Raw genomic sequence first — 25,251 nt, forward strand, 5'->3', positions numbered from 1 at the left:
AGAACGGCGCTGGAAATGAATAGGTAACGGCCATGTCACTTTGGGAATATGCCAATCCGGTCAAGTTCTTGGCCCTGAGCGCGCGGGTGCAACCGTGGCTGTGGGGTGGTGCGGGCCTGTGCCTTGTGGTGGGGCTGGTCTGGGGGTTCTTTTTCACGCCCGATGATTTCCGCCAGGGATCGACGGTCAAGATCATCTACCTGCATGTGCCGTCTGCGCTGATGGCGATCAATGCGTGGTTCATGATGCTGGTGGCATCGCTGATCTGGATCATCCGGAGACACCATGTGTCGGCGCTGGCGGCCAAGGCGGCGGCCCCCGTGGGCGTGGTGATGACGCTGATTGCGCTCTTTACCGGCGCGATCTGGGGCCAGCCGATGTGGGGCACGTGGTGGGCGTGGGATCCGCGGCTCACGTCCTTTCTGATCCTGTTCCTGTTCTACCTGGGCTATATCGCGCTGTGGGAGGCCATCGAGGATCCGGACACGGCCGCCGACCTTACATCGATCCTGTGCCTTGTGGGAACCGTGTTTGCGGTGTTGTCGCGCTATGCGGTGAATTTCTGGAACCAGGGGCTGCACCAGGGGGCGTCTCTGAGCCTGGACAAGGAAGAGAACGTGGCGGACGTGTTCTATTTCCCGCTGCTGGTATGCATCGGCGGCTTTGTCCTGCTGTTTCTGGCGCTGGTGCTGTACCGGACGGGAACAGAGATCCGGGTGCGCCGGACGCGCGCGTTGATGGCGCGCGAGGCGGGTGCTGCGCGGGTGGAAGCATGATGCCGGATCTGGGGAAATATGCGGACGCGGTCCTGTCGGCCTATGCGGTGTCCATTGTGCTGCTGGTCGCCATTGTCGCCCTGAGCCTGTGGCGCGGGCGCAAGGTGCGGGCGGAAATGGATGCGGTGGAGCGGCGGCGCGATGGCTAAGCTTTCGCCCTTGATGCTGGCGCCGATCGGCATTTTTGCAGGCTTTGTCGCGCTTGCGGCGGTGGGCATGTTCCGCGACAACCCCAATGAATTGCCCTCGACTCGTGTGGGCGGGCCTGCGCCGGACATCGTGGCGGCGGATCTGGAGGGGTTTCCGGGCGTGGCCGAGGATGCGCTGCGCCGGGGCGAGGTCACATTGGTAAACTTCTGGGCCTCGTGGTGCCCACCCTGTCGCGCCGAACATCCAAAGCTGCTGGAGATGGCGGCGGATGGCATTCCGATCGTCGGCGTGAACTTTCGCGACAAGGTTGGACCGGCGGCGCAATATCTGCGCGATGATGGCAATCCGTTTTCGGGCGTGGCCTTTGACCCCAATGGGGTGGCAGCCATTGACTGGGGGGTGACAGCGCCGCCGGAGACCTTCATCGTGGACGGCGACGGGACGGTTCTGTTCCGCTATATCGGTCCGCTGGTCGGGTCCGATTATGAACAGCGTTTCCTGCCGGAGTTGACCAGGGCGTTGTCAAATTGAGCGCCTGACGGCGCATTCCATTCTTGGCCGCAAGGGTCTTCATTGTTCTTCAAATATGCACGGCCGTACGTTGGGTCGATCACCGTCTTTTGCATATTTTCTGGAACAATGAAGCAGAAAGGCCCCGCGCAGTGATGCCGGGGCCTTTCGGTTTTTCAGGGGTGCGGTGGCGTTATGCCGCCGAGGCGAGGTTGCGCAGCACGTAGTGCAGGACGCCGCCATGTTCGATATATTCGATCTCGATCGCGGTATCGATCCGGCATTTCAGCGTGATCTCTTTCACCGTACCGTCGGCAAACGTGATTGTGCAGGGCACTTCTTGCAGCGGTTGGATCGTGTCGAGGCCGGAGATGCTGACCGTTTCCTCGCCCGTCAGGCCGAGCGATTTGCGGGTGTCGCCGTTTGTGAATTCGAACGGGATCACGCCCATCCCGACGAGGTTCGAGCGGTGGATGCGTTCGAAGCTTTCGGCGATGACCGCTTTGACGCCCAGCAGCGCCGTACCTTTGGCCGCCCAGTCGCGGGACGATCCGGCACCGTATTGTTCGCCGCCGAAGATGACCAGCGGTGTGCCGTTGTCCTGATGCGCCATGGCTGCATCGAAGATCGAGGTTTGTTCCCCATCTGGGCCTTTGGTGTAGCCGCCTTCGACGCCATCGAGCATTTCGTTCTTGATGCGGATGTTGGCGAAGGTGCCGCGCATCATGATCTCGTGGTTGCCGCGGCGGGAGCCGTAGGAGTTGAACTCGCGCGGGGCGACCTGGCGTTCGGTGAGGTAGCGCCCCGCGGGGGTGCTTTCCTTGAACGAGCCTGCGGGCGAGATGTGGTCGGTGGTGATCATGTCGCCGAGGATGGCCAGCACTTTGGCCCCTTCGATGTTGGTGATCACGCCCGGTTCTGGCGACATGCCCTGGAAGTAGGGCGGGTTTTGCACATAGGTCGAGGTGGGTGGCCAGTCATAGGTTTTCTGGTCCGTCGTTTCCACGCTCTGCCATTTCTCGTCGCCGGTGAAGACTTCGGCGTATTTCTCCTGGAAGGCGGCGCGGGTCACGGTCGCCTCGACCAGTTCCGCGACCTCTTGGGAGGAGGGCCAGATGTCTTTCAGGAAGACGTCATTGCCGTCCTTGTCGGTGCCGATGGCGTCCTCGGCAAGGTTGATGTCAAGCGTGCCGGCCAGCGCGTAGGCCACCACGAGGGGCGGCGAGGCGAGGTAGTTGGCGCGCACATCCGGAGAGATCCGACCCTCGAAGTTGCGGTTGCCGGACAGGACGGACGTGGCCACGAGGTCGCCGTCGGCGATGGCTTTGCTCAGCTCGGGCTGGATCGGGCCGGAGTTGCCGATGCAGGTGGTGCAGCCGTAGCCCACGAGGTTGAAGCCGATGGCGTCGAGGTCGTCCTGCAATTCCGCCGCTTCGAGATAGGCGGAGACGACTTGGCTGCCGGGGGCGAGGGAGGTTTTGACCCACGGTTTGCGGTTCAGACCCAGCGCGCGGGCCTTGCGCGCGACAAGCCCTGCGCCGATCATCACGTAGGGGTTCGACGTGTTGGTGCAGGACGTGATCGAGGCGATCACGACCTTGCCCGATTCCATGGTGTAGTCTTCGCCCTCGACGGCGATTTCCTTGCCCATGGGGCGTTTGAACGTCTCTTCCATTTCGCGGCGGAAGGCTGTCTGGCCGTCGGTGAGCGCCACGAAATCCTGCGGGCGTTTGGGGCCCGAGATCGCGGGCACGATGGTGCCCATGTCGAGGTGCAGGGTGTCGGTGTAGATCGGCGCGTAGTCGTCGCCGCGCCAGAAGCCGTTTTCCTTGGCATAGGCTTCGACCAGCGCGATGCGGTCCTCGTCCCGGCCCGTGTTGCGCAGGTAGCGCAGGGTTTCGCCGTCGATGGGGAAGAAGCCGCAAGTCGCGCCGTATTCAGGCGCCATGTTGGCGATGGTCGCACGGTCGGCGAGTGGCAGGCGGTCGAGGCCTGCGCCGTAGAATTCGACGAATTTGCCCACGACGCCCTTGGCGCGCAGCATTTCGACGACCTTGAGCACGAGGTCGGTGCCTGTGGTGCCTTCCATCATGGTGCCGGTCAGCTCGAAGCCGATGACTTCGGGGATCAGCATGGAGATCGGTTGGCCCAGCATGGCGGCTTCGGCCTCGATGCCGCCGACGCCCCAACCGAGGACGGCAGCGCCGTTGACCATGGTGGTGTGGCTGTCAGTGCCGACGAGCGTGTCAGGATAGGCGACCTGCGCGCCGTTCTGGTCGTGGTCGGTCCAGACCGTCTGGCTGAGATATTCGAGGTTCACCTGGTGGCAGATGCCGGTGCCGGGGGGCACGACGCGGAAGTTGTTGAAGGCCGACTGGCCCCATTTCAGGAACGTGTAGCGTTCCATGTTCCGCTCGTATTCGCGGTCCACGTTCATCTGGAAGGCGCGGGGGTTGCCAAACTCGTCGATCATCACCGAGTGGTCGATGACCAGATCGACCGGGTTCAGCGGGTTGATTTTCTCAGGGTCGCCGCCCAGAGCCACGAGGCCGTCACGCATGGCGGCGAGGTCGACAACGGCGGGCACGCCGGTAAAGTCCTGCATCAGCACGCGGGCCGGGCGGTAGGCGATTTCGCGCGGGTTCTTGCCACCTTTTTCGCCCCATTCGGCAAAAGCCTTGATGTCGTCGACGCTGACGGTCTTGCCGTCCTCAAACCGCAACATGTTTTCCAGCACCACCTTGAGGGCGGCGGGCAGGTTCGAAAAATCACCCAGACCGGCGTCGGTCGCGGCGGGGATCGAGTAATAGTCGATGGACTGGCCTCCGACGGTCAGCGTCTTGCGCGTCTTCGCCGTGTCTTGGCCAACTGTGATGGGCATGGGGTTTCCTTTCCTCAAAGCGGATGGGGCAACAACTGGATGCGTCTTGCCCCAAGCGGGGCGCGCAATCAACCGCAATTGGGGGCTGTGCGACGATTTTGTATACCATGGTGTACAATTTGCGAACGCAATCCCGTGATCTGGCTGACACAACTGCTCAACAAACCTTGATTGGCAGTCCGATACGCGGTTGCCTATGTCACAGCAGTACCCGACATATCCGTGGCAACCAAAGCGTGCGCATCCTTATGAAACATCTCTCTGCTCTGGCCTTTGGCCTTTTCACAGCCCTCAGCGTGCCCGCCTGGGCGCAGTCGCCCGTGGTGGTCGAGCTGTTCACCTCGCAGGGGTGTTCGTCCTGCCCGCCGGCGGACAAGCTGATGCACGAGCTGGCCAAACGGGATGACGTGATCGCGCTGGCGCTACATGTGGATTACTGGGATTACATCGGGTGGAAGGACGAGTTTGCCGACCCGAACTATTCCAAGCGGCAACGCGGCTATGCGGTCGAGGCGGGTCGCCGGTCGGTATACACGCCGCAGATGATCATCAACGGCACCACGGATATTGTCGGCGCGCGGCCTATGGAGCTGTCCAAGGCGATTGCGGATCACAGCGCGATGGCGTCGCCCGTCACTCTGAGCGTGGTGCGCAGCGGGGACGACGTGGCGATCACCGCCACGGCCCAGGATGTGGCCGGGCCGCTGATCGTGCACATGGTGCGTTATCAGGAAGAGCGCACGGCCAAGATCACGCGCGGCGAGAATGCGGGTCACACTCTGGCCTATGCCAATGTGACCGAGGACTGGAAGATCCTGCAGGAATGGGACGGTGCCACCGATCTGTCGCTGACGGCGCAGGCGACGGGTGACAAGCCGGTTGTCGTGTTGATCCAGCAGGGTGTGCACGGGCGCATCGTGGCGGCAGCGCAAATCCGCTGAGGCTTTGCCCTAGTCGGGATAGACCTCGTCCGTGCGCCAGCGCCGGGCCACCCACAGCCATTGTTCCGGATGCGCGCGGATGCGGGCACTGATGCTGTCATTCATGGCCTGCGTCATGGTTTCGGGATCGGAATGGGGCACGGGTGCTTCCATCACGCAGTCAAAGCCCAGCCCGTTGGCGCGGCGGATGCCGTAGAACGGGATCAGCAGGGCGTCATAGCGCAGCGCAAGTTCGGCGGCGGAGACGGCGGTGCGCGCCGGGTGGCCCAGAAAGTCGAGGATCGGGGCGCGTTGCACGTGCTGGTCAAAGAGCAGGACCAGTTGTCCGCCGGCCTTGAGGTGGCGCACGAAGCCTGCCGTGCCCTTGCGCCCTTGTGCAAAGACCGGGCCGCCAAAGGCCTGCATCGTGCGCACGTAATGGGCGTTGAAATAGGGGTTGGACATGTCGCGATAGAGCCCGCCCACATCGTGACCGCGCCCCACGAGGGCGGCGCGCAGGGCCTCGTAATTGCCGAAATGGCCCGTGACGAGGATCACCGGGCGGCCCGCGGCGGCAGCGGTTTCCATGGCGGCGAGGCCATCGCCGGTGATCTCGGCCCCGCGCTGGCGGGCGAGCAGGCGCCCGGTGGAATAGTTTTCGATCAGGGTGCGCCCGGCATTGTCGAGGCTGCCGCGCGCGATGCGGCGGTGTTCGGCGTGGGGCAGATGGGGAAAGATCATCGCCACATGCGCCTCGGCCCGGCGCAGAAATCCAGCGGCGGGGCCGATGATGCGCGACAGGATCCAGCCCATGAAGGGCACGCGCCAGCGGTAGGGCAGTGCCAGTGCCGCCCCGATACAGGCCCGCGCCAGCGCGTTGGTGGCCAGGTAACCCAGCCGCGTCAAAAGGGGCATGTCATCAGGATCGTGTCGCATGGCGGCCTGTGATGGGGCGGGTCAGGTCAGGGGTTCCGCGTTTCTCGGTGCCAGACATAAATCCCCGCCCCCGCGATCACAAGCGCGCCCAGCAGTGTCCATGCGTCAGGAACTTCGGAAAACAGGACCAGCCCCCAGAGCACGGCAAAGACGAGGCCGGTGTAGTTGAAAGGGGCCAGCAGCCCCGCCTCGGCCATGGACAGCGCGCGGATCAGCATCAGCTGGCCCAGCGTGCCCACCGCGCCGATGATGCACAGGAGCGCCACAACGGGGCCGGTGAAGGTGGGCAGGTGGAAGGGGATCATGGCCGTCAAGATCACGGAGCCGACGAGGCCGGTGTAAAAGAGCGATGTCCACGCGTCCTCGTCCGGGCCGAGGCGGCGGGTGATGAGCGTATAGCTGGCAAAGCAGAAGGCCGCGATCAGCGGCAGGAGGGCTGCGGGCTGGAACACGTCGGTGCCGGGGCGGATCACGATCAGCGCGCCGATGAGGGCCACGACGATGGCAAAGATGCGCCGGGGGCCAAGCGCCTCGCCCAGAAAGAGCGCGCCACCCAGTGTGATCAGCAGCGGGTTCATCGACATCACCGCCGTGGCCTCTGCCAGGCCAATGCGCCCGAGTGCGGAGAAAAAGAAGAACGTGGCCAGCATCAGCAGGACCGAGCGGGTGATTTGCAGCTTGGGGTACTGGCTGCGGGCGACGCGGGCCAGGCGCGGGGCCACGAGGACGATCACGATCAGCATCTGCCCGGCATAGCGGGCCCAGAGCGCGGGCAGGGTGCCCGTCATCGGCGACACGGCCTTGACCGCCACATCCATCAGGCCAAAGCAGAGGATGGCGGCCACGGTCAGCAGGATCGCGCGGCGCGTGTCGGAGGGGGCCTGGGTCATGGGTCGCGCTTAGTCTGTTTGGCGCGCAAAGGGAATGCGGGATGTTTAACCTGCGTCTTCGGTCACCAGCATCAGGTCGCCCGACGCCTCCATCGTGCGGATGGTATAGACGACGCTGGACATGGCGTCGTCCACATCGGCGGTCTTGGGCGTGCCGGCCTCGGCCACTTCCTCGCGCAGCTGGTCGGCGAGGCGGGCGGACATGTTGTCGAGGATGAAATTGGCGCTGTCCTCCATCCCCATGGCGGGGGCACCGGCGATGGCGATGACCAGTTGTTCCTGGTCGATATCGCGCAGGATGCGGGGGATGTCGCGGGGGGCGATGCGGGCGGGGATGTTGGCGAAGGTAAAGATCGCCTTGCGCACAGCATTTGCGAACCCTTCATCGGTTTCATCGAGGCCCGCCAGCACGTCGTCGCGCGTGACGGTGGTGGAGGAGTTGAGGATCGCGCCCACCCGCGCCACGGGGCCATCATCAAAGGCGCGGAGTGGCCGGGCATCCATCTGGCTGGCCAGCGACAGGCCGATGCGTTCCACCGCATCGGGCGTCACGGCCCCGGTCATCGACACGGCATAGGTGATCTGGCGCGCGCGGGGGCCGGGCAGCTTGCCCAACAGCTCGGCCGCCTTGGCCACGTCGAGTTTCGACAGCATGACGGCGGCGATCTCGATGCTTTCCTCCTCGAGCACGGGGAGGAGGACATCAGGTCCCATGTCGCGGATGCGTTTCCAGGGATCGCCGGTTTCGCGCACGCCGGCCTCCTTGCGGAGGCGATCGGCGGTCTGGCGGCTGATCTTGCCATCAAGGGCAGACAGTGCGCCCGCCATGCCACCGGGAAAGGACAGGCCGACGCGCTCGACCTCTTCGGCGAATTCGGCGACCACGGCGTGCAGCGTGTCGCGGTCCACCACGCGCATGTTGCCCATCGCCTTGGTCAGGTGGGCCTGCAACTCTTCGGGCAGATCCTCGAGCGGGATATCCGCGCCCTCGTTCAGCAAAAGGCGCACGACAATGGCCGCCTTGGCCCGGCGGCTGAGCTGTGGGGAGCGCAAAGAAGAACCGCCGCCCGATTGCACGATGGCAGGGGCGGCGGACATTGGAACCAGTTCGGTCATGTCCTGCCTCGAAACGTCTTGGGTCGTTTCTGGCAGGCAATGGTTGAGAAACTCTCAACCCGACCGCGGGATCAGTAGTTATATGTGGTCCCGGTCTCGATGGCGGACCGCAGGGACGCTTCGGCCCATGTGCCTTCGCCACCGCGTGCCATGATCTCGCGCAGTTGGGTGCGGGCGGCGATCTTGTCACCCTGGGCGACCTTGCCCTGACCCATATAGGAGCGGGCGAGGATGTTGTCGGGGTTCACCGTCAGCGCCTGCTCGTAATAGAGGTTCGCCTGTTCGAGGTTACCCAGCTTGCGCGCGGTAAAGCCGCGATAGGTCAGCACGCGGTCGTCAAGCTGTTCGGGCATCTGGTCGAGGACCTGGATCGCCTCGTTGTAGCGCCCGGCATAGGCCAGTTCGCGCACGGCCTTGTAGAGCGTGTCGCTGTCGAGATGCGATGTCTTGTCGGGGCGGACGCATTTGTTGATGTTGGCATCCCAGATGCCGTTCACCGGCTGGGAAAAGCGGACATAGGCCTTGGTCTCGGGATCCCACTGCCGCGCCTGAAAGCAATCCTTGGTGGTTTCGGTTTTCTTGGGCTTGGCCGTGTCATCACTGCCTGCGGCAAAGGCCGCGGTGGGCAGGGCGAGGACGGTGGCAAGGATCATTGTACGCAGCATTGTCTATCTCCGATTGGACGCGTTGGGTTTGATACAGAGACAACCCGACGCGCCCGGATTTTATGCGATCACGAAAACGTGAGGTCAGCCGGTGGTGGCCACGCAGCTGTTGGTGGCGGCGTCATAAGAGGTGCCAGCCGCACAGGACATCGCCTGTTGATCGTGCTTGCCATAGTTGCAGCCGGCCGCGAGGGCCAGCGTGGGGGCGAGGGTGAGCGCCAGCGCCACGGCGAGGGTCTTGGTCGTCATCGGTCGTCTCCTTTGCGTTATGTGCGCAGAAGGGTAGTGCATGGGCGCCGTTCTGCAAAAGAAAAACGAAAAACCGGACGCGATGCGGCGTCCGGTTGCTGATCCTGGCATCGCGTGGTCCGTGTCAGTCCTGACCAAATACGCGGGCAAAGATCGTGTCGACATGTTTGGTGTGATAGCCCAGATCGAACTTTTCCTCGATCTCCTGAGGGCTGAGGGCGGCGGTCACGTCCGCGTCGGCCAGCAGTTCCTCTTTGAAATCGGTCCGGTGTTCCCAGACCTTGAGCGCGTTGCGCTGGACGTAAGTATAGGCATCCTCGCGGCTGACACCGGCCTGTGTCAGGGCCAGCAGCACGCGTTGGCTCATCACGAGGCCGGGGAACTTGTGCATGTTGTCCATCATGTTGTCTGGGAAGATCAGCATCTTGTCGATCACACCCGTGAGGCGGGCCAGCGCAAAGTCGAGCGTGATGGTGGCGTCGGGGCCGATCATGCGTTCGACAGAGGAATGCGAGATGTCGCGTTCGTGCCAGAGGGCCACGTTTTCCATGGCCGGGATCACGGCAGAGCGGACCATGCGCGCGAGACCTGTGAGGTTTTCGGTCAGCACGGGGTTTTTCTTGTGCGGCATGGCGCTTGAGCCCTTTTGGCCCATGGAGAAGAATTCGGCCCCTTCCAGCACTTCGGTGCGCTGCATGTGGCGGATTTCGGTGGCGATGTTTTCGATGGACGAGGCGACGACGCCGAGGGTCGCAAAGAAGGCGGCGTGGCGGTCGCGGGGGATGACTTGGGTGCTGATGGGTTCGGGGACAAGACCCAGCTTGTCGCAGACATGTTCTTCGACCGCCGGATCGATATTGGCAAAGGTGCCGACCGCGCCGGAGATGGCGCCGGTTGCGATCTCGGCGCGCGCGTCGCGCATGCGGCTGAGGTTGCGGTCCATTTCCGCGTAGAAGCGGGCAAAGGTCAGGCCCATGGTGGTGGGTTCGGCGTGGATGCCGTGGCTGCGCCCGATGCGCACGGTGTCTTTGTGTTCCAGCGCGCGGCGTTTGAGGGCGGCGAGCAGCCCTTCGATATCTGTAATCAGCAGGTCGGCGGCGCGGGTCAGTTGCACGTTGAAACAGGTGTCGAGCACGTCCGAGGAGGTCATGCCCTGATGGACAAAGCGCGCCTCGTCGCTGCCCACATGTTCGGCCAGGTGGGTGAGAAAGGCGATGACGTCATGTTTGGTCACGGCCTCGATTTCATCGATGCGGGCCACGTCGAACTCGACGTCCTTGGCTTTCCACACCGCGTCCGCGTTTTCGCGCGGGATCACGCCCAGATCGGCCATGGCGTCGCAGGCATGGGCCTCGATCTCGTACCAGATGCGGAATTTGGCCGCGGGGTCCCAGATGGCAACCATGTCGGGGCGGGAATAGCGGGGGATCATGGGCGAGCACCTTTTTGTGACTGTCGGATCGTTCGGGGCGCTCATAGACTGGAGATCACGCAACAACAAGATGAAGGCCCGGATATGAGACGCTTTGCCCTGATGTTGGCGCTGTTGGCGCCGCCCGCATTGGCCGAGGGCTGGGTGCCCCTGAGCGGGGCAGAGATTACGCAGGCGCTGACCGGGCGCACCCTGGCCTATCCCGACACGACGCAGGATTTCCGGGCGTCTGGACGGACGCTTTATGTCCACAAGGGGCGCGAGAGCTGGGGATACTGGCGGGTGGAGAACGACCGGTATTGCAGCCAGTGGCCGCCCAATGATCTATGGGCGTGTTATGCGATGGACCGGCAGGGCGACCGGCTGCGATTTGTGGGAGAGCGGGACGATATTACAGAAGCGGATTATGCCGACTGAGCGACGCCTCGCGGATTTCGAGGGCCGCTGGGATATGTCGCGCAGCATCACCCCCACCCATGGCGCGCCGGCGCAGTTCGAGGGGCAGGCCACGTGGCACCCTGCGGCGGGCGGGCTGGCCTATGCGGAGACGGGCACGCTGCGCCTGCCGGGGGCGGCACCAATGAAGGCGGAGCGGCGGTATCACTGGGCCGCGGATCTGTCGGTGTTTTTCGAGGACGGGCGGTTTTTCCACAAGGTGCCGGGCACGGGCGGGCGCACGACGCATTTCTGCGATCCGGACACCTATGTGGTGGATTACGATTTCTCGGACTGGCCGTGCATGACCGTGCGCTGGACGGTGAAGGGGCCGCGCAAGTCCTATGTGATGGAGACGCGGTACACCCGGCCGAGCGGTTAGCGCGTGTCGGGCAGCGCGGTCAGGGCCTGTGCGTTCGGGCAGTAGACGGGCGGGTGATCGAGGGTGAGTGCTGTGGCCTGGAGCCGGGCGCAGCCTTCCTGATCGGGGCAGGCAGCACAGCGAAAGACGAGATTGCGCGCGTGCCGGGCCTGGGCCTGCGAAGGCGTGCCGTGTGCCAGCCCCTTGCCCATCCGGTCGAGCATGCCGGTCATCAGGTCCGCGCTGCGGGCGAGTTTGGTGGGTCCGTACATGGGGGTTTCCTTCTGTCATGTGGTCCGATGCGGGAGGGTATGCCGCAGTGCCGGTGCGCCCGCATTGATCTGGCGCAAGTTTCTTTGCACTTGCAGAAACGGACGTGGATTGGCACAAACCCACGAGACTTATGACGGAACAGGTGAGGTCCTATGGAATCGACATGGAATAACAGGGTGTTGAGCGACGTCCTTGGTGCGAACGAAGGTGTGGCACTGCGGGTGAAGCAAGTGGCGCTCGTGGCGTTTGGCATCGTGCTTTTGGCAGTTGCAGCAAAGATTTCGGTGCCGATGTGGCCGGTTCCGATCACCATGGGCACCTTTGCCGTGCTGACCATCGGCGCGGCCTATGGCGCGCGTCTGGGGCTGGTGACGATCCTTGGCTACATGATCATCGGCGCGCTGGGTTTTGACGTGTTCGCGGGCTCTTCGGCGGAGAAATTCGGGCTGACCTACATGATGGGCGGCACGGGCGGTTATCTGGTGGGCTATGTGCTGGCGACGCTGGCGCTGGGCGCGCTGGCGCAGCGCGGCTGGGACCGGTCGGTGATCTGGATGGCGCTGGCGCTGCTGATCGGCAATGCGCTGATCTATGTGCCGGGCCTGCTGTGGCTGGGTCAGCTCTATGGGTGGGACAAGCCGATCCTGGCCTGGGGCCTGACACCGTTCCTGATCGGTGATGCGCTGAAGCTGGCGCTGGCCGCACTGGTGCTGCCCGCAGCCTGGAAACTGGTGGGCCGCGCGCGCGGCTGAAACTGACCTTTACTCAAGAAATAGACGGGCACCTCCGGGTGCCCGTTTTTTTAGTGCAGGCCTGCCCGATTGATATCCAAAGATTTACGTGACCTCGTCGCTTGACACTGATTCCGCTCTTTGCAATTCATCCGGGAACAATTGCGGGGAATCTATCGTGAAATTACCTTTTTATCTGGCTGCCGTTGTGCTGGCGGTCGGCTGTACGGAGCAGACCAGTACGACGCAGTCCGTGTCTTTTACCGACGCCAGCGGAACGCAATTTCTTGCGGCAAATGTGCCGGTCCGTGTCTCATTGAACCGGAGCGCGGGAGATAACGCCATATACGCGGAAAATGGCAATGATATTGAGTCGGTCGACGGCCAGTGCACCATTCGCGAAAAACGCTATACTGTCACGGTTGCCGTGCCCGGTACGGTGAGCCTGCCTGCCTATTTGCAAGGGGCGCAACCCATTGATGTCACTTGTACATATGGCGACGGAAAGATCAGCCAAAGGTTCCAGCCTGTAAACCTGTCTCGCAAGCAGCGGCAGAATTCGAATGTCGGTCTTACGATTTTGTGCCCGATTTGCGGATTGGGCAGTGCGGTTGCAGGTTCGGCAAAGGGGCCAAATCGCGAAGGCGATGTTTTTGGATTTGATGCTATCGCGCTGGATCTGGACGCACAGTAACTTGCGTCAAAAACCCGGTCGGAAACAATTCGGTTTTGATCCGTCCTAGGACGTTGAGTGGGGCGAAATGCGCGGGTCCGAAATAGACCCGGCGCATTCCCAGCCATTATGTGATTGGCGCGCGTATTGGAGCGTGAAGGTTTGGGTCCAGATCCTAGGTCTTTTCCAATGCGCCGGTTGAAATTGGAACAAGCTCCGTCAGGACTTTGGATGTGCGTTCCAAAGTTCTGTGAACGGGGCATTTGTCGGCAATTTCGAGAAGGCGCTGGCGCTGGGCATCATCGAGCGGGCCGGTCAGGGTGATGCGGCGTTTCCATGCGTCGATCTTGTCCTGTGTCACGGCGGTCGCGTCCTGTGCGTGTACCTTGTCGTGGCTGACATCGACCGAGACGTGGGCCAGCGGCCAGTCCTTGCGGCGGGCATACATGCGGATGGTCATCGATGTGCAGGCCGCGAGACCGGCGGACAGGAACCCGTAGGGCGACAGGCCTTGATTGGTGCCGCCATAGGCGCGCGGTTCGTCGGCCAGCATGTGGTGGCGGGTGCCGTGGGTGATGTCCTGAAGAAAGCCGTTTGGGTCCGCCTCAGAGCTGCGCACGATGCCTTCGGGCGCGCCGATGGGCGGGGCGGGCGGTTTGAGGGCAAGGTATTTCTTGGCCCATGTCGCGATGATATCGGCGGCGTATTCGGCGTGGTCGGCCTTGGTGATCAGGTGATCGGCGTCGTCGAGGGTGACAAAGCTTTTGGGGTGTTTGGCGGCGAGGAAGATGTCGCTGGCATTGTCGATGCTGACGATCGTGTCGCGTGGGGCGTGCAGGACCAGCAGGGCGGCGTTCAGCTCCGCAATGCGGGGGGCGAGTTTTTCGCGGGTCACGTCCTCGACAAAGGTTTTGCCGATGCGGAAGGGGCGCCCGCCCAGCGAGACCTCGGCATCGCCATTTGCCAGGATGTCGGGCAGCGCGTCGGCAAAGTTATGGGTGACGTGGCCGGGATCGAAGGGGGCGCCGAGGGTCGCCACGGCCTTGATCTGGTCCAGCTGCGAGGTGGCGCGCAGCACGGCAGCACCGCCCAGCGAGTGGCCAATCATCAGCGCAGGCGGCATGCCGCGGTCGTTGAGGTACTGCACAGCCTTTTCAAGGTCTTGCACGTTGGAGGTGAACGAGGTGTTGGCAAATTCGCCGTCGCTGTGGCCCAGCCCGGTGAAGTCAAAGCGCAGCACGGCGATGCCCATGGTGGTCAGCCGGGCCGCGATGCGGCGGGCGGCGGGGATGTCCTTGCCGCAGGTAAAGCAGTGGGCGAACACGGCCGTGGCCAGGTGCGGGCCCTCGGGCAGGTCGAGGCGGGCGTCGAGCGTGCCGTCATGGCCGCCAAAGGTGATACGTTCTGTGGGCATTGTCGTCTCCTTGGCCCCGAGAATGGGGGAGCGCACCCGCCGGGAAAAGGGGGGTGTCACACAAATCACGCAGAGGTGTTGCCCTTGGGCGCGGTCAGGCGGCGCCCATCAGTGCCGGATCGTAGGGGTAGGAGATCAGGTTTTCGTAGCCGTCCTCGGTCACCAGCACCTGATCCTCGAGCTTGATCGAGAAATCGCCGCCGACCTCGCCCACTGCGGCCTCGACACAGAGCACCATGCCGGGTTCGAGCGCGTAGTCGAAGCTGCCGGGCACGGCCTTGTCGGGGTATTGCACGAGGGGCCATTCGTCACACAGCCCCACGCCGTGCATCAGGCAGCCGTATTTCTGGGCCTGGAACTTGTCATCGAGCACATGGGTGTTCGCGGTCAGTTCGGGGATGGTGACGCCGGGTTTGATCATCTCCATGTTCTGCATGATGTGTTCGTGGCCGTGCTGCATGGCATAGATCATGTCGGGTCGCGGGGCGCGGTCGCCGATCCACCAGCTGCGCGAAATGTCCACGCAGATGCCGTAGGCGCCCACCAGATCGGTGTCGAAGGAGATGATCTCGTTTTGCTGGCAGATGCGGGGGCCGCATTCCTGAAACCACGGGTTGGTGCGCGGGCCGCTCGACAGCAGCCGGGTTTCGATCCATTCGCCGCCGCGGCGGATGTTTTCGGCGTGCATCACGGCCCAGATGTCGTCTTCGCAGGTCTTGCCGTCGCCCACATTGGCGCGGGCGAAATCCTCCATCGCTTGCACGGCGGCCTCGCAGGCGTGCACTGCGCAGCGCATGGCCTTGATCTCGTCCGGGCCTTTGACGGAGCGGGATTTCTCGGTGACTTCCTCGCCGTCCATGACCTCGAAGCCCTGCGCCTCGAGCGCGCGCAGCCCGTGGACCATGGGTTTGTCGACGGCCAGCCGGGTGAGGCCGGGTGCATGTTCTGCGAGGATCTCGCGGACGCTGTTGGCAAAGACGTCTGCGGCCACGTCGATCTTGTCGCCGCGGTCGAAATAGAACAGGTCGGCGCCCGCGCGGACCTCGCGCACGAGCGGGTTGAACGAGCTGAGGAAGGGCGCGTTCTTGTAGTCCCAGATCACCATGTAGCCATCGGCACAGAGCAGCACGGCGCGGAACGGGTTGTGGGTGTTCCAGAGCTGCATGTTGGTCGAATCGGTGGCGTAGCGGATGTTGAGCGGGTCGAACATCAAAAGCCCGGCATAGTCGCGGTCGACAATGTGCTGCGTCAGCCGCGTCCAGCGGTAGGTGCGCATCGCCTCGAGATTGGGCAGGAGCAGGCCTGCGGCCTCCCATTCGGCAAAGGCCAGCTGGGTCGGGCCGATTTCTATGCGGTTGGCATCGTTTGGTGTACCGTCGCCCAGAACGGGGCCGCGTGACGGGTCGATCTTGCGGACGTCGCGGTGGTGCTGGTTCATGTTCGGTCCTCCCTGACTTAAACCAAGGGTGGCGCGGAAATGCCGCGCAATATTGCCGGAAAGCGACCGGGATCGGCGGGGATGTGGCGCAAATTGCCAATTTTGGAGGGGCGGTGCAGTGACGGATGACGGGTTGGCGCGGGAGGCTGCGCGGATCGAGGAGATGTTTCTGACGCGGGATGCGGCCTGTGGGGCGGTGCCCGTCGCTGTGCGCGATCCGCTGTTGGCGGGCATGCACGATGCGGCACGCGCGGGGGGGCGGGACGGGTTCCTGCTGGCCGCAATGCGCCTGTTTGCAGCGGCAGGCAATGGGCACAGCCGGGTGATCCCCAACCCCGCGATCCGGGTGAACCCTGCGCGGATCGTGCTGCGCGACGACCGGTTCTGTATGGTGCAGGGTGGCGTGGCCGTGCCGGTGCAGCGCATCGGCGGGCGGGCGGTGGAAGAGTTGGTGCCTGAATGGGCCGACCTGCTGGCGGGATCACCCATGCGCCGCCGTATGCTGTCGGGGATCATGATGGTCTGGCCGGCGGCACTGGCTGTGGCGGGGGTGACGGAGGCGGACTATGCGCTGGTGGATGGCGCACGCGTTCGGTTCGGGGCGGCGGATCTGGTGCCTGCGTTGCCTCTTTACCCGGTGTCGGACACGGGTGCTGCGGCGGCGGGGAAAGACCCGTTTCCCGGCCCTGACGCCGCGCTGGTGAACGGGGTCTGGCGGGTGCGCCTGTCGGATATGAAGGCGATCACGCGCGACCGTACTGGGGCTGTGGCGGAGCAGATTTCGGCGCGGCCTGCGCCTGCCATCGTGGATCTGCGGGGCAATCCGGGGGGCGATTTCACCAAGGCGCTGCCGTTGATCGATGCGCTGGCGCGGGGGCCACGCTGTGCGGTTCTGGTGGATGCATACACGTTTTCGGCGGCGATTGTGGTGGCAGTGCTGATTGCTCACCGGCTGGGGCCGCGTGCGGCGTTGTTCGGCGGCGATATGGGCGACGACCTGCGGTTCTGGGCCGAGGGGGATATGGAGACGTTGCCGGTGACCGGGGCTGCGTTGCGCTATGCCACGGCCTGGCATGACTGGCGTGACGGGCAGGCGGATGCGACCACGCCCGCAACGATTGCGCAGCATCTGGTGGCGGCGGGCGACGTGCCCGTGCGCCAGACGCCCATGGCAGAGATCGAGGCCGCAGCGCTGGCGTTCGTGCACGGCTGGTGAGCGCCGCGCGGCTGTGGCAGAAAGCGGACATGCCACCGATCCTGCAACGATATCTGCCCGAGGACATGCACCGGTCGCGCGCCTTGCCCGGCATCCAACCGGAGAGGGGCGCATGGTTGCGGGTGGACGAGGCCTATGCCGCCCAGATGCGGCGGCGCGAGGCGCTGTTGGCCGCGCAGGCCGGGGATGTGCTGTACCTTGATGCGGCGGCGATGGCGGCGGCGCAGGAGTTGCTGGATACGGTGGTGGCGGTGCTGCCGGGGCAGGGCTTTGACCGCGATGGTGGGCGGATCACCTGCCCGGATGGGCGCGTGGTGGATCTGGACACCGCCGCGCCGATGCGGACCTTGGCGCGGCTCTGCCAGAACGATTTCGTGCTGATGGAGAAACGCGGGGACGAACATGTGCTGACCGGGGCGGCCTTGTGCTTTCCGGCGTCGTGGCAGCTGTCGGAAAAGGCGGGCAGGCCGCTGACGGATATCCACATCCCCGTGTCGGAATATACCGTTGATCTGGCGCGGCGTGTGCAGCGCCTTTTTGACGGGATTCAGGTGGGGCGGCCGCTGTGGCGGTTCAACCAGCTGTGGTACGCGGATCCCGAACTGTTCCAGCCGAGATCACAGTTCGCGCCGCGCCGGGTGGGTGCAGGTCTGGCCACGGGGCCCTATTACCGGACCGAGCGGCAGACGCTGTTGCGCCTGCCGCAGACGCGGGCGGTGGTGTTCGTGATCCACACCTATGTGCTGGCCGCGGCGGATGTGCCGGACCTTTCATAGGCACGTTACCCGCCCGCCCACGCATCGTGGATCACCACATGCGGTTGCCCGTCCGAGGTGGCGCGCGGCGAGCGTCCGCGTTGATCGACGATGCAGTTGACCTGCCGCCGCAGCGCGGAAAAGTGCCGCGATGTCACCACGTCAATCGCCGCGTCAAAGCGCAAGGTCAGCGCGTGGCGCCCGCCGGGCATCAGCCGCGCGGCCTTGATCACCGCATCAAAGCGGTGGCCGAGATAGCGGCCCGAGACGCGCTGTCCGGGGGCATAGCCGGGCTGGCCCGTATCGGTCGCGCGGGCGCTGAGGGTGTTCCAGTCACGCGCGCCCCATTGCCGGGCGATGGTTTCAAGGGCCTGCGCATGGGTGCAGGGCGTGCCCGCCGCAGCAAGGGCCGCGCGCAGTCGTTTGGCCTGCGCCTTGAGCGCCGACCGGGAAGGCAGGGGGATATCCATATCCGTCTCCGTCATCTGGTCGCGATGAGGGCGTTTCGGGCTCCGCATTGCCGTGCCTGCGACCGTGAAACGAAGGTGCGCATTGTCAGGCTTCACCACAAATGCGCGGAGGGCAGGGGCCTGAACCCTATGCCCGCCGTGTATCGCCGGTCGTGCCGCTTGGCAAGCCTAGCCGTCGATGCGCGCGCCCATGATGGCGATGGCCTGCTGGTAAACCGTGGCGGCGTTCCATTGCTTGATCACCTTGAAGTTCGGCTGACCCTCCTGGTAACCCTTGCCGGGTTTCCAGCCCTTTTGGCGCAGGAAGTTCGCGGTGGAGGCCAGCGCATCGGTCTGGTTGTAGAAATCCACACGTCCGTCGCCATTGGCGTCCACGCCGTATTTCAGCGCATTGCCGGGCAGGAACTGGGTGTGGCCCAGCTCGCCATGTTTGGCGCCCTTTGTGGATCCGGTGATGGCCCCCTGGTCCACCAGTTTCAGCGCGCCGATGGCGTGGGGTTCGAAAAACGCGGAGCGGCGACAATCGTAGGTCAGGGTGACGATGGCCGAGACGACCGCGCTGTCGCCCATGAACCCACCGAAGGCGGTTTCCATGCCGTGGATGGCGATCAGGACACCCGCGGGCACGCCGTATTGACGTTCGAGCGCGGCGTAGAAGTTGGGGTTGCGGGCCTTGCGCTTGCGCCCCTGGGCCACGATCGTGTCGGCGCCGCGCACTTGCATGAACTTGGACAGCGAATAGCGAAAGCTTTTCTGGTTGCGGTCGGCGGCGATGGTGCGCGTGGCATAGGTCGCATCGTTGAGCGCCTGAAGCCCGCGGGATTTCACACCCGCCTTCTTGGCCTTGGCCGCAAAGCCGGGCTTCCACGCGTTGAAGCCGCCGCCGTCATTGCCGCATTGCGCCATGGCAGGCCCCGCGGCAATGGCTAAAACCGCCGCCGTCGCGAGGCCGATTTTCAGGTTGAACCTTTTGGTCATACTCATACTCCCACCCTTGTCTTTGAGGCAGGATAGCCTGCTGCGGGCAGAGGCCAAAGGAAAAATAAAAGGTGCCCTCAGGGCAGGTAATTCACAAGAAGATGCAGCCCCATAATGATCGAAGCAGCAACGCAAACACGGAAACAGAACTGGGTTGTTGTCATGGACGTTCACCAAAAAATATGCTGGTTAATGTCCCCATCGTCCGTTGTGGGGGCGGTGCTGGCAAGTAAGGAAAACACGACCTTTGCCGCAACGCGGCATTCCGGCGGATTGTTGCCGAAAATTCCACCACAAGGTGAAGGCGCTGGCGTGAGTTGTTGAAAAGCAGGCGGAAAATCGAGTTTTGCACACGCCATACGTGCGTGTTTTGTGAGCGTTTCCCCCAGTCGCTTGCCGCCACGCAGCGTTGATTCGGAGCCCGTGCCCGCACGAAAAAAGGGGCGCCCGGTGGGCGCCCCTCGAGGTTCAGCTGCCAGGGAGGATCAGCAGCTGTAATACATGCCGAACTCGACCGGGTGGGGCGTATGTTCGTATGTGGTGATCTCTTCCATCTTCAGGTCGATGTAGCCCTGGATCTGGTCCTTGGTGAACACGTCACCGGCCAGCAGGAAGTCCATGTCGGCCTCCAGCTCTTCCATGGCTTCGCGCAAGCTTCCGCAGACGGTGGGGATGCCGGCCAGCTCTTCTGGCGGCAGATCGTAGAGGTCCTTGTCCGAAGGCTCACCCGGATGGATCTTGTTCTGGATGCCGTCGAGGCCGGCCATCAGCAGGGCGGCAAAGCACAGGTAGGGGTTTGCGGACGGATCGGGGAAACGTGCCTCGACGCGCTTGGCCTTGGGCGACTCGGTCCATGGGATCCGGACGCAGCCCGAACGGTTGCGTGCCGAGTAGGCGCGCAGAACGGGGGCTTCGAAACCGGGGATCAGACGCTTGTAGCTGTTGGTCGACGGGTTGGTGAAGGCGTTGAGGGCCTTGGCGTGCTTGAGCACACCGCCGATGAAATACAGCGCCTCGTCGCTGAGGTCGGCGTATTTGTCGCCTGCAAACAACGGCTTGCCGTCTTTCCAGATCGACATGTTGACGTGCATCCCTGTGCCGTTGTCGCCCGCGATGGGTTTCGGCATGAACGTGGCCGACTTGCCATAGGCGGCGGCGACGTTGTGGATGACGTATTTGTATTTTTGCAGCTCGTCGGCCTGTTTGGTCAGGCTGTCAAAGATCAGGCCCAGCTCGTGCTGACAGGACGCCACTTCGTGGTGGTGCTTGTCGACCTTCATGCCCAGACGCTTCATGGTGGACAGCATCTCGGAGCGCAGGTCCTGGCTTTCGTCCGTGGGGTTCACGGGGAAGTAGCCGCCCTTGACGCCGGGACGGTGGCCCATGTTGCCCATCTCGTATTCGGTGTCGGTGTTCCAGGACGCGTCGGTTGCGTCGACTTCGTAGGATACCTTGTTGATCGAGTTCGAGAAACGCACGTCGTCAAACAGGAAGAATTCCGCTTCGGGGCCCATATAGGCCACGTCGCCGATGCCTGTGGATTTCAGGTAGGCCTCGGCCTTTTCGGCGGTGCCGCGGGGGTCGCGCTCATAGGCTTCGCCGGTGTCGGGTTCGACGATGGAGCAGTGCACGCAGATGGTCTTTTCCGCATAGAAAGGATCGACATAGGCGCTGTCCTGATCGGGCATCAGCTTCATGTCGGAGGCTTCGATCGATTTCCAGCCCGCGATGGAGGAGCCGTCGAACATGAAGCCTTCTTCGAGGAAGTCTTCGTCAACCTGATCCGCCATGACGGTCACGTGTTGAAGTTTGCCGCGTGGATCGGTGAAGCGGATGTCGACGTATTCGGCGCCTTCTTCCTTGATCATGTCGAGAACGGGGTTGGCCATTTCCTATGGGTCCTTCCTGTCTATTGGATAGATTTAGAGCGCGTCCGAGCCGGTTTCGCCGGTACGGATGCGGATGGTTTGTTCGATGGGGGTGACAAAGATCTTGCCGTCGCCGATTTTCTCGGTCTTGGCGGCGTCCACGATCGCCTGGATCGCGGCGTCGACCTGATCGTCATCGAGAACGATCTCGACTTTGACCTTGGGCAGGAAATCCACAACGTATTCCGCGCCGCGGTAAAGCTCTGTGTGGCCCTTCTGGCGGCCAAAGCCCTTGACTTCGATCACCGAAAGCCCTTGCACACCGACCTCTTGCAGGGCCTCTTTGACTTCATCAAGTTTGAAGGGCTTGATGATCGCTTCGATCTTTTTCATGTGCTGGCCTCCCTTTGCCGCGTCGTGCTCTGGCGATGGACCACTGACCGGTTTGGAGGGTCCATGGGGGCGGGGTGATATTGTCGGTTTGGGGCTGCGAAATCGGGCAACGTGGTTATAAATTGGGCATGGCGCACAAAAAATATGCAAGATGAAAACTTTTGAATTTCCGGACCGATTGCGGTGCCGGGGCTTGCTGCGTGGTGAGTCGGCGGGCCGTGCTGGCGGTGTTGCAGCCGTGCGCCGCCTGTGGTCATGTCGGTGCGATACCTGACAGTGGCGGAGCCTGACCCATCCCTGATCCCGAGCCTATCACAGTGCCCGATCTGACCAAGCCTTCGGGGCACAAGTTCGACCATGGTCATGCCCTGGTGCTGTCCGGTGGTGCGGGGCGGACGGGGGCGGCGCGGCTGGCGGCACGGGCGGCGCTGCGGATCGGGGCGGGCGTTGTCACGCTGGGTGTTCCGCCCGCCGCGCAGTTCGAGGTGGCCGCGCAGATCACCGCGCTGATGCTGACCCGCGTGGCGGATGCCGCGGCGTTGGGCGCGGTGCTGGGGGACGGGCGCATCAACGCGCTGTGCCTTGGGCCCGGTCTGGGGCTGGGGGCGGGCGCGCTCGTGGATCAGGTTCTGGACGGGGGGCATCTGAGTGCGGCGCGCCGGGTGGTGCTGGATGCGGATGCGTTGAGCCTGATTGCGGAGGATGGCGCGCGGATGGAAGCGCTGAACGCGCACGCGGTGCTGACGCCGCATGGGGGTGAGTTTGCGCGGCTGTTCCCGGATCTGGTGTCCCTGCCCAAGGTCGAGGCCACCTGTCAGGCGGCGGTGCGCTGCGGCGCGGTGGTGCTGTTCAAGGGGGTGGAGACGGTGATTGCCCATCCCGACGGGCGCTGTGCCATCCATGCGGCGACGGGCGCGCGTGCGGTGCCTTGGCTGGCGACGGCCGGGGCGGGCGATGTGCTGGCCGGTCTGATCATCGGCCTGCTGGCGCGGGGGTTCGATCCGATGCCGGCGGCCCAGGCCGCCACCTGGCTGCATGTGGAGTGCGCGCGTGTTTTTGGCCCCGGCCTGATTGCCGAGGATCTGCCGGATCTGTTGCCGCAGGTTTTGCGGGCGGTGGCGGGCTAGGCCGCCTGTGCCGCAGCGGTTGTCATCGCGGGCACCGACAGTTCCAGACCATCCGCATAGATGATGTAGGGCGCGTCAAAGCCCAGACGCACCAACGTCATTTCGCGCGGGCCGAGGGATGTGATGAATTCGTCGTCGATCAGGCAGCCCGCAGGCATCACCGCCTGGTTTGCACCGCGCATCGCCTGCGCCCGCCAGTCGCGGATCAGCACCATTTGTGCCGCGGGCAGCATGACGTGGTGCGTGGGCTTGGTATCCCCCAGCGACCCGGCGGCGATTTTCACCGCCTCTTCGGTGCTGCGAATGGTTTCGACTGCGCGCAAGGGCACAAGGCCTGCATTCCGCGTGATGATGCGGTCACCGGGCGAAAGGTATTCGACCGGAATTTCGCCGTCTGCTGTCAAAAGGATGGTACCGGCCACAAGGCCAGCATGAGCAATCTGAGTGCGCAATGGGGGCATTTGCCCGCTGATATCGCGCCCGACCGTATTCGGTTTCATGGCGTCTCTTTCTTACAACCTGCCTCTAGGTTAAGCGCAGTCTATCTGAATATTCGCTTAATGTCGTGCAGTTTCTGCATGTTGGCGGCACGAATACCTCTCGCTTCCGCCGCGCCATTTTGCTAAGCGTCGCGCGGAAGCGGGCGTGGCGGAATTGGTAGACGCACCAGATTTAGGTTCTGGCGCCGCAAGGTGTGGGAGTTCGAGTCTCCCCGCCCGCACCACCGGACGGACATGACCGGGTCGCCCGCCAGCCAGCGCGGTGCGCATGACAGGGGCACGCCAGCGATGAGCCAACCGCCGACATCCACAGACAAAGTGCCCAAGAACCCGGCGCTGTGGTGGCGCGCGGTGCAGCATGTGCTGCATCTGTTGGATGAAAAGAACCTTGGCCTCATCGCCGCAGGCGTCGCATTCTATGCAATCCTGGCGGTGTTTCCCGGTCTGGCGGCGACCATTGCACTGTGGGGGATCATTGGTGACCCTGCGCTGGCGCTGGAACAGCTCGAGGAGTTTCGCGCCGTGATCCCGGTGGATGTCTACCGGTTGCTGGCGGGGCAGCTGGTCAAGCTGGCCACGACGGACGGTTTGACGCTGGGCTGGGCCTCGCTGATCTCGTTCGGCTTTGCGTTGTGGTCGGCGCGGGCGGGGGTCGCGGCATTGATGCGCGGGCTGAACGCCATCTATGACGCGCCGAACCGGACGGGGCTGGCGCACTATTTGCGGGCGCTGATGCTGACGGCCAGCCTGATCGGCGTGTTGCTGGTGGCGATGGCGTGCATCGTGGTGCTGCCGGTCGTGCTGGCCTTTGTGCCGCTGGGGCCGTGGGCCGGGTTCGGGATCGAGCTGTTGCGCTGGGTGGTGGGAATTTCGGTCTTGCTGATCGGATTTGCAGTGATCTACCGGCTGGGTCCGAACCTCACCGGGCAGCGGCCCAAGCTGATTTCGCCGGGGGCTGTCTTTGCCACGATCGGATGGATTGCCGCGTCGGTGGGATTCTCGATCTACCTGCGCAATTTTGGCATCTACAACGAAGTGTACGGGTCCATCGGCGCGGTTATCGTGATGCTGATGTGGCTTTTCATCAGTGCCTATCTGGTGCTGTTGGGCGGGGCCCTGAACGCCGAGCTGGCACGCGCGCGGCGAGCCAGGCTGTCTATCCCAGAACCGTCAGCCACATCCACGCTGTCAGGATCGTAAGCCCCGTGGCCACCAGAACCGACGTCGCGGCCACGCGTTTGGCGCGGCCGTACATGTTGGCAAAGATATACCCGTTGACCCCCGGCGCCATGGCCGCCGTCAGCACGCCGGGCTTGAACGTCTCTGCGGGCACGGCCAGTGCGGTGCCGAGGCCAAAGGTGATCGCGGGATGCAGCAGCAGCGAAACGGCGCAGACCATGGCGATGACGCGCGCGTCGCCCTCGGGCTTGTACTGGATCAGCACGCCCCCCAGCGCAAAAAGTGCTGTGGGCAGGGCCGCGCGGATCACCAGGTCCAGCCCGTCGCGCAGCACGCCCGGCAGCGGGATCTGGGCCAGGTTGACGACAAAACCCGCGATGATGGCCAGCACCAGCACATTGCGGAACATCGCCCGCGCCACGCCGCGCGCCATCACAAGAGGCGAGCCGCCGCGGTTGCGCGCGATTTCCATCGCGGTGATGCCTAGCCCGTAGCAAAACGGCGAGTGGAAGGCGATGATGGTGTAGGCCCCGGCCAGCGCTTCGGGGCCGTAGGCGCGTTCGTTGATGGCAAGACCCAGCAGGACGGAGTTGGAAAAGAGGCAGCAAAAGCCGATGGCGATGCTGTCTTCGATGTTGCGCTTGAAGATGTAGAACGCGCCCGCCGTGCCCACTGCAAAGCCCGCCGCCGCGCCCACGTAGAAGCTGGCCAGCAGGCGGGTGTCGAGGCTGGCGCCCAGATCGAGATTGGCGATGGCCGAGAACAGGAGGCAGGGGATGGCGAAATTCTGCGAGAATTTCATCAGCGCGTCGATGCCGGTTTCGGTAAACACCCCGCGCCAGGTCGCGACATAGCCAAAGCCGATCACCAGAAAGACTGGCAGGATGACATCGAGGAGCGCTTGCATGGGCAGGC

29 protein-coding genes and 1 tRNA gene are annotated in these 25,251 nt (G+C 63.8%); 14 read left to right on the top strand and 16 right to left on the bottom strand.

Annotation, left to right across the window (positions count from 1 at the left end):
• Nucleotides 1-32 precede the first annotated feature (32 nt).
• The 3 genes from Q0949_RS19210 to Q0949_RS19220 are packed head-to-tail and all read left to right on the top strand — an operon-like array spanning nucleotide 33 to nucleotide 1,457.
• The gene (locus Q0949_RS19210) at nucleotides 33-776 is read left to right on the top strand and encodes a heme ABC transporter permease (protein WP_299376276.1); all 744 of its coding nucleotides are present in this window, start codon (nucleotides 33-35) and stop codon (nucleotides 774-776) included.
• Nucleotides 773-925, top strand: a complete 153-nt coding sequence (ccmD, locus tag Q0949_RS19215; protein WP_299376279.1) for a heme exporter protein CcmD — start codon at nucleotides 773-775, stop codon at nucleotides 923-925. Before Q0949_RS19210 ends, ccmD begins: the two co-directional genes overlap by 4 nt.
• On the top strand, nucleotides 918-1,457 hold the full coding sequence (locus Q0949_RS19220; RefSeq protein WP_299376282.1) for a DsbE family thiol:disulfide interchange protein: 540 nt from the start codon (nucleotides 918-920) through the stop codon (nucleotides 1,455-1,457). Before ccmD ends, Q0949_RS19220 begins: the two co-directional genes overlap by 8 nt.
• Nucleotides 1,458-1,629: 172 nt before the next feature.
• Here Q0949_RS19220 and acnA read toward each other — a convergent pair whose 3' ends face one another.
• Entirely contained in the window at nucleotides 1,630-4,317 is a 2,688-nt protein-coding gene (acnA, locus tag Q0949_RS19225; RefSeq protein ID WP_299376284.1) for an aconitate hydratase AcnA, read from the bottom strand.
• A gap of 248 nt (nucleotides 4,318-4,565) precedes the next feature.
• Between acnA and Q0949_RS19230 the strand changes: the two genes are divergently transcribed.
• Nucleotides 4,566-5,258: a thioredoxin family protein gene (locus tag Q0949_RS19230; protein ID WP_299376287.1), complete on the top strand. Its 693-nt coding sequence runs from the start codon at nucleotides 4,566-4,568 to the stop codon at nucleotides 5,256-5,258.
• A 9-nt stretch (nucleotides 5,259-5,267) separates the two neighbouring features.
• On the opposite strand, the gene Q0949_RS19235 is transcribed toward Q0949_RS19230, so the two are convergent.
• From Q0949_RS19235 to purB, 6 genes are all read right to left on the bottom strand, one after another.
• Nucleotides 5,268-6,173 carry a lysophospholipid acyltransferase family protein gene (locus Q0949_RS19235; RefSeq protein ID WP_299376290.1) on the bottom strand — a complete coding sequence of 302 codons (906 nt, stop codon included), beginning with the start codon at nucleotides 6,171-6,173 and terminating at the stop codon, nucleotides 5,268-5,270.
• 26 nt (nucleotides 6,174-6,199) lie between these two features.
• Nucleotides 6,200-7,063, bottom strand: coding sequence for a DMT family transporter (locus tag Q0949_RS19240; protein WP_299376292.1), 864 nt, complete (start codon nucleotides 7,061-7,063; stop codon nucleotides 6,200-6,202).
• Nucleotides 7,064-7,108: 45 nt separating this feature from the next.
• Nucleotides 7,109-8,179 carry a FliG C-terminal domain-containing protein gene (locus Q0949_RS19245; protein WP_299376294.1) on the bottom strand — a complete coding sequence of 357 codons (1,071 nt, stop codon included), beginning with the start codon at nucleotides 8,177-8,179 and terminating at the stop codon, nucleotides 7,109-7,111.
• 71 nt (nucleotides 8,180-8,250) lie between these two features.
• On the bottom strand, nucleotides 8,251-8,844 hold the full coding sequence (locus tag Q0949_RS19250; protein WP_299376295.1) for a tetratricopeptide repeat protein: 594 nt from the start codon (nucleotides 8,842-8,844) through the stop codon (nucleotides 8,251-8,253).
• An 84-nt stretch (nucleotides 8,845-8,928) separates the two neighbouring features.
• Nucleotides 8,929-9,093, bottom strand: a complete 165-nt coding sequence (locus Q0949_RS19255) for an adenylosuccinate lyase (RefSeq protein ID WP_299376298.1) — start codon at nucleotides 9,091-9,093, stop codon at nucleotides 8,929-8,931.
• A gap of 124 nt (nucleotides 9,094-9,217) precedes the next feature.
• Nucleotides 9,218-10,525: an adenylosuccinate lyase gene (purB, locus tag Q0949_RS19260; RefSeq protein ID WP_299376300.1), complete on the bottom strand. Its 1,308-nt coding sequence runs from the start codon at nucleotides 10,523-10,525 to the stop codon at nucleotides 9,218-9,220.
• An 84-nt stretch (nucleotides 10,526-10,609) separates the two neighbouring features.
• Here purB and Q0949_RS19265 point away from each other — a divergent pair, with 84 nt between their 5' ends.
• The gene (locus Q0949_RS19265) at nucleotides 10,610-10,942 is read left to right on the top strand and encodes a hypothetical protein (protein WP_299376303.1); all 333 of its coding nucleotides are present in this window, start codon (nucleotides 10,610-10,612) and stop codon (nucleotides 10,940-10,942) included.
• The gene (locus tag Q0949_RS19270) at nucleotides 10,932-11,342 is read left to right on the top strand and encodes a DUF6314 family protein (protein WP_299376305.1); all 411 of its coding nucleotides are present in this window, start codon (nucleotides 10,932-10,934) and stop codon (nucleotides 11,340-11,342) included. The genes Q0949_RS19265 and Q0949_RS19270 overlap by 11 nt, the downstream gene beginning before the upstream one ends.
• Here Q0949_RS19270 and Q0949_RS19275 read toward each other — a convergent pair.
• Nucleotides 11,339-11,593, bottom strand: coding sequence for a DUF6455 family protein (locus Q0949_RS19275; protein WP_299376307.1), 255 nt, complete (start codon nucleotides 11,591-11,593; stop codon nucleotides 11,339-11,341). The genes Q0949_RS19270 and Q0949_RS19275 overlap by 4 nt on opposite strands.
• Nucleotides 11,594-11,746: 153 nt before the next feature.
• Here Q0949_RS19275 and Q0949_RS19280 point away from each other — a divergent pair, with 153 nt between their 5' ends.
• Complete coding sequence (locus Q0949_RS19280; protein ID WP_299376309.1) at nucleotides 11,747-12,346, top strand: biotin transporter BioY; 600 nt, start codon at nucleotides 11,747-11,749, stop codon at nucleotides 12,344-12,346.
• A gap of 157 nt (nucleotides 12,347-12,503) precedes the next feature.
• Nucleotides 12,504-13,019 carry a hypothetical protein gene (locus Q0949_RS19285; protein ID WP_299376312.1) on the top strand — a complete coding sequence of 172 codons (516 nt, stop codon included), beginning with the start codon at nucleotides 12,504-12,506 and terminating at the stop codon, nucleotides 13,017-13,019.
• A 154-nt stretch (nucleotides 13,020-13,173) separates the two neighbouring features.
• On the opposite strand, the gene Q0949_RS19290 is transcribed toward Q0949_RS19285, so the two are convergent.
• The gene (locus Q0949_RS19290) at nucleotides 13,174-14,412 is read right to left on the bottom strand and encodes a bifunctional alpha/beta hydrolase/OsmC family protein (protein WP_299376314.1); all 1,239 of its coding nucleotides are present in this window, start codon (nucleotides 14,410-14,412) and stop codon (nucleotides 13,174-13,176) included.
• Between the two features lie 94 nt (nucleotides 14,413-14,506).
• Entirely contained in the window at nucleotides 14,507-15,850 is a 1,344-nt protein-coding gene (gene dddP, locus Q0949_RS19295) for a dimethylsulfonioproprionate lyase DddP (RefSeq protein ID WP_299376317.1), read from the bottom strand.
• Nucleotides 15,851-15,968: 118 nt separating this feature from the next.
• Between dddP and Q0949_RS19300 the strand changes: the two genes are divergently transcribed.
• A complete protein-coding gene (locus tag Q0949_RS19300) occupies nucleotides 15,969-17,066 on the top strand; it encodes a hypothetical protein (protein WP_299376318.1) in 1,098 nt (365 codons plus the stop codon).
• Nucleotides 17,067-17,095: 29 nt separating this feature from the next.
• Nucleotides 17,096-17,842: a DUF3445 domain-containing protein gene (locus tag Q0949_RS19305; RefSeq protein ID WP_299376320.1), complete on the top strand. Its 747-nt coding sequence runs from the start codon at nucleotides 17,096-17,098 to the stop codon at nucleotides 17,840-17,842.
• Between the two features lie 5 nt (nucleotides 17,843-17,847).
• On the opposite strand, the gene Q0949_RS19310 is transcribed toward Q0949_RS19305, so the two are convergent.
• Both Q0949_RS19310 and Q0949_RS19315 read right to left on the bottom strand, forming a co-directional pair.
• Nucleotides 17,848-18,291 carry a glyoxalase superfamily protein gene (locus Q0949_RS19310; protein ID WP_299376322.1) on the bottom strand — a complete coding sequence of 148 codons (444 nt, stop codon included), beginning with the start codon at nucleotides 18,289-18,291 and terminating at the stop codon, nucleotides 17,848-17,850.
• Nucleotides 18,292-18,459: 168 nt separating this feature from the next.
• Nucleotides 18,460-19,197, bottom strand: a complete 738-nt coding sequence (locus Q0949_RS19315; RefSeq protein ID WP_299376527.1) for a lytic transglycosylase domain-containing protein — start codon at nucleotides 19,195-19,197, stop codon at nucleotides 18,460-18,462.
• A gap of 186 nt (nucleotides 19,198-19,383) precedes the next feature.
• Between Q0949_RS19315 and Q0949_RS19320 the strand changes: the two genes are divergently transcribed.
• A complete protein-coding gene (locus Q0949_RS19320; protein ID WP_299376324.1) occupies nucleotides 19,384-19,593 on the top strand; it encodes a hypothetical protein in 210 nt (69 codons plus the stop codon).
• A gap of 161 nt (nucleotides 19,594-19,754) precedes the next feature.
• Here the strand turns inward: Q0949_RS19320 and glnA are convergent, their stop codons facing one another.
• Together glnA and Q0949_RS19330 are read right to left on the bottom strand one after the other, a co-directional pair.
• On the bottom strand, nucleotides 19,755-21,158 hold the full coding sequence (gene glnA / locus Q0949_RS19325; RefSeq protein ID WP_299376326.1) for a type I glutamate--ammonia ligase: 1,404 nt from the start codon (nucleotides 21,156-21,158) through the stop codon (nucleotides 19,755-19,757).
• Between the two features lie 33 nt (nucleotides 21,159-21,191).
• The gene (locus tag Q0949_RS19330; RefSeq protein WP_299376329.1) at nucleotides 21,192-21,530 is read right to left on the bottom strand and encodes a P-II family nitrogen regulator; all 339 of its coding nucleotides are present in this window, start codon (nucleotides 21,528-21,530) and stop codon (nucleotides 21,192-21,194) included.
• Nucleotides 21,531-21,847: 317 nt separating this feature from the next.
• Here Q0949_RS19330 and Q0949_RS19335 point away from each other — a divergent pair, with 317 nt between their 5' ends.
• On the top strand, nucleotides 21,848-22,657 hold the full coding sequence (locus tag Q0949_RS19335) for an NAD(P)H-hydrate dehydratase (protein WP_299376332.1): 810 nt from the start codon (nucleotides 21,848-21,850) through the stop codon (nucleotides 22,655-22,657).
• Here the strand turns inward: Q0949_RS19335 and Q0949_RS19340 are convergent.
• On the bottom strand, nucleotides 22,654-23,157 hold the full coding sequence (locus Q0949_RS19340) for a Hint domain-containing protein (protein ID WP_299376334.1): 504 nt from the start codon (nucleotides 23,155-23,157) through the stop codon (nucleotides 22,654-22,656). The genes Q0949_RS19335 and Q0949_RS19340 overlap by 4 nt on opposite strands.
• A gap of 139 nt (nucleotides 23,158-23,296) precedes the next feature.
• Here Q0949_RS19340 and Q0949_RS19345 point away from each other — a divergent pair.
• Both Q0949_RS19345 and Q0949_RS19350 read left to right on the top strand, forming a co-directional pair.
• Nucleotides 23,297-23,381: transfer RNA gene (locus Q0949_RS19345), tRNA-Leu, on the top strand.
• Nucleotides 23,382-23,391: 10 nt separating this feature from the next.
• Nucleotides 23,392-24,357, top strand: coding sequence for a YihY/virulence factor BrkB family protein (locus Q0949_RS19350; RefSeq protein WP_299376337.1), 966 nt, complete (start codon nucleotides 23,392-23,394; stop codon nucleotides 24,355-24,357).
• On the opposite strand, the gene Q0949_RS19355 is transcribed toward Q0949_RS19350, so the two are convergent.
• A complete protein-coding gene (locus Q0949_RS19355) occupies nucleotides 24,314-25,243 on the bottom strand; it encodes an AEC family transporter (RefSeq protein ID WP_299376340.1) in 930 nt (309 codons plus the stop codon). The genes Q0949_RS19350 and Q0949_RS19355 overlap by 44 nt on opposite strands.
• Nucleotides 25,244-25,251: the final 8 nt, after the last annotated feature.

Source organism: uncultured Tateyamaria sp., from assembly GCF_947487805.1.
GTDB lineage: Bacteria > Pseudomonadota > Alphaproteobacteria > Rhodobacterales > Rhodobacteraceae > Tateyamaria.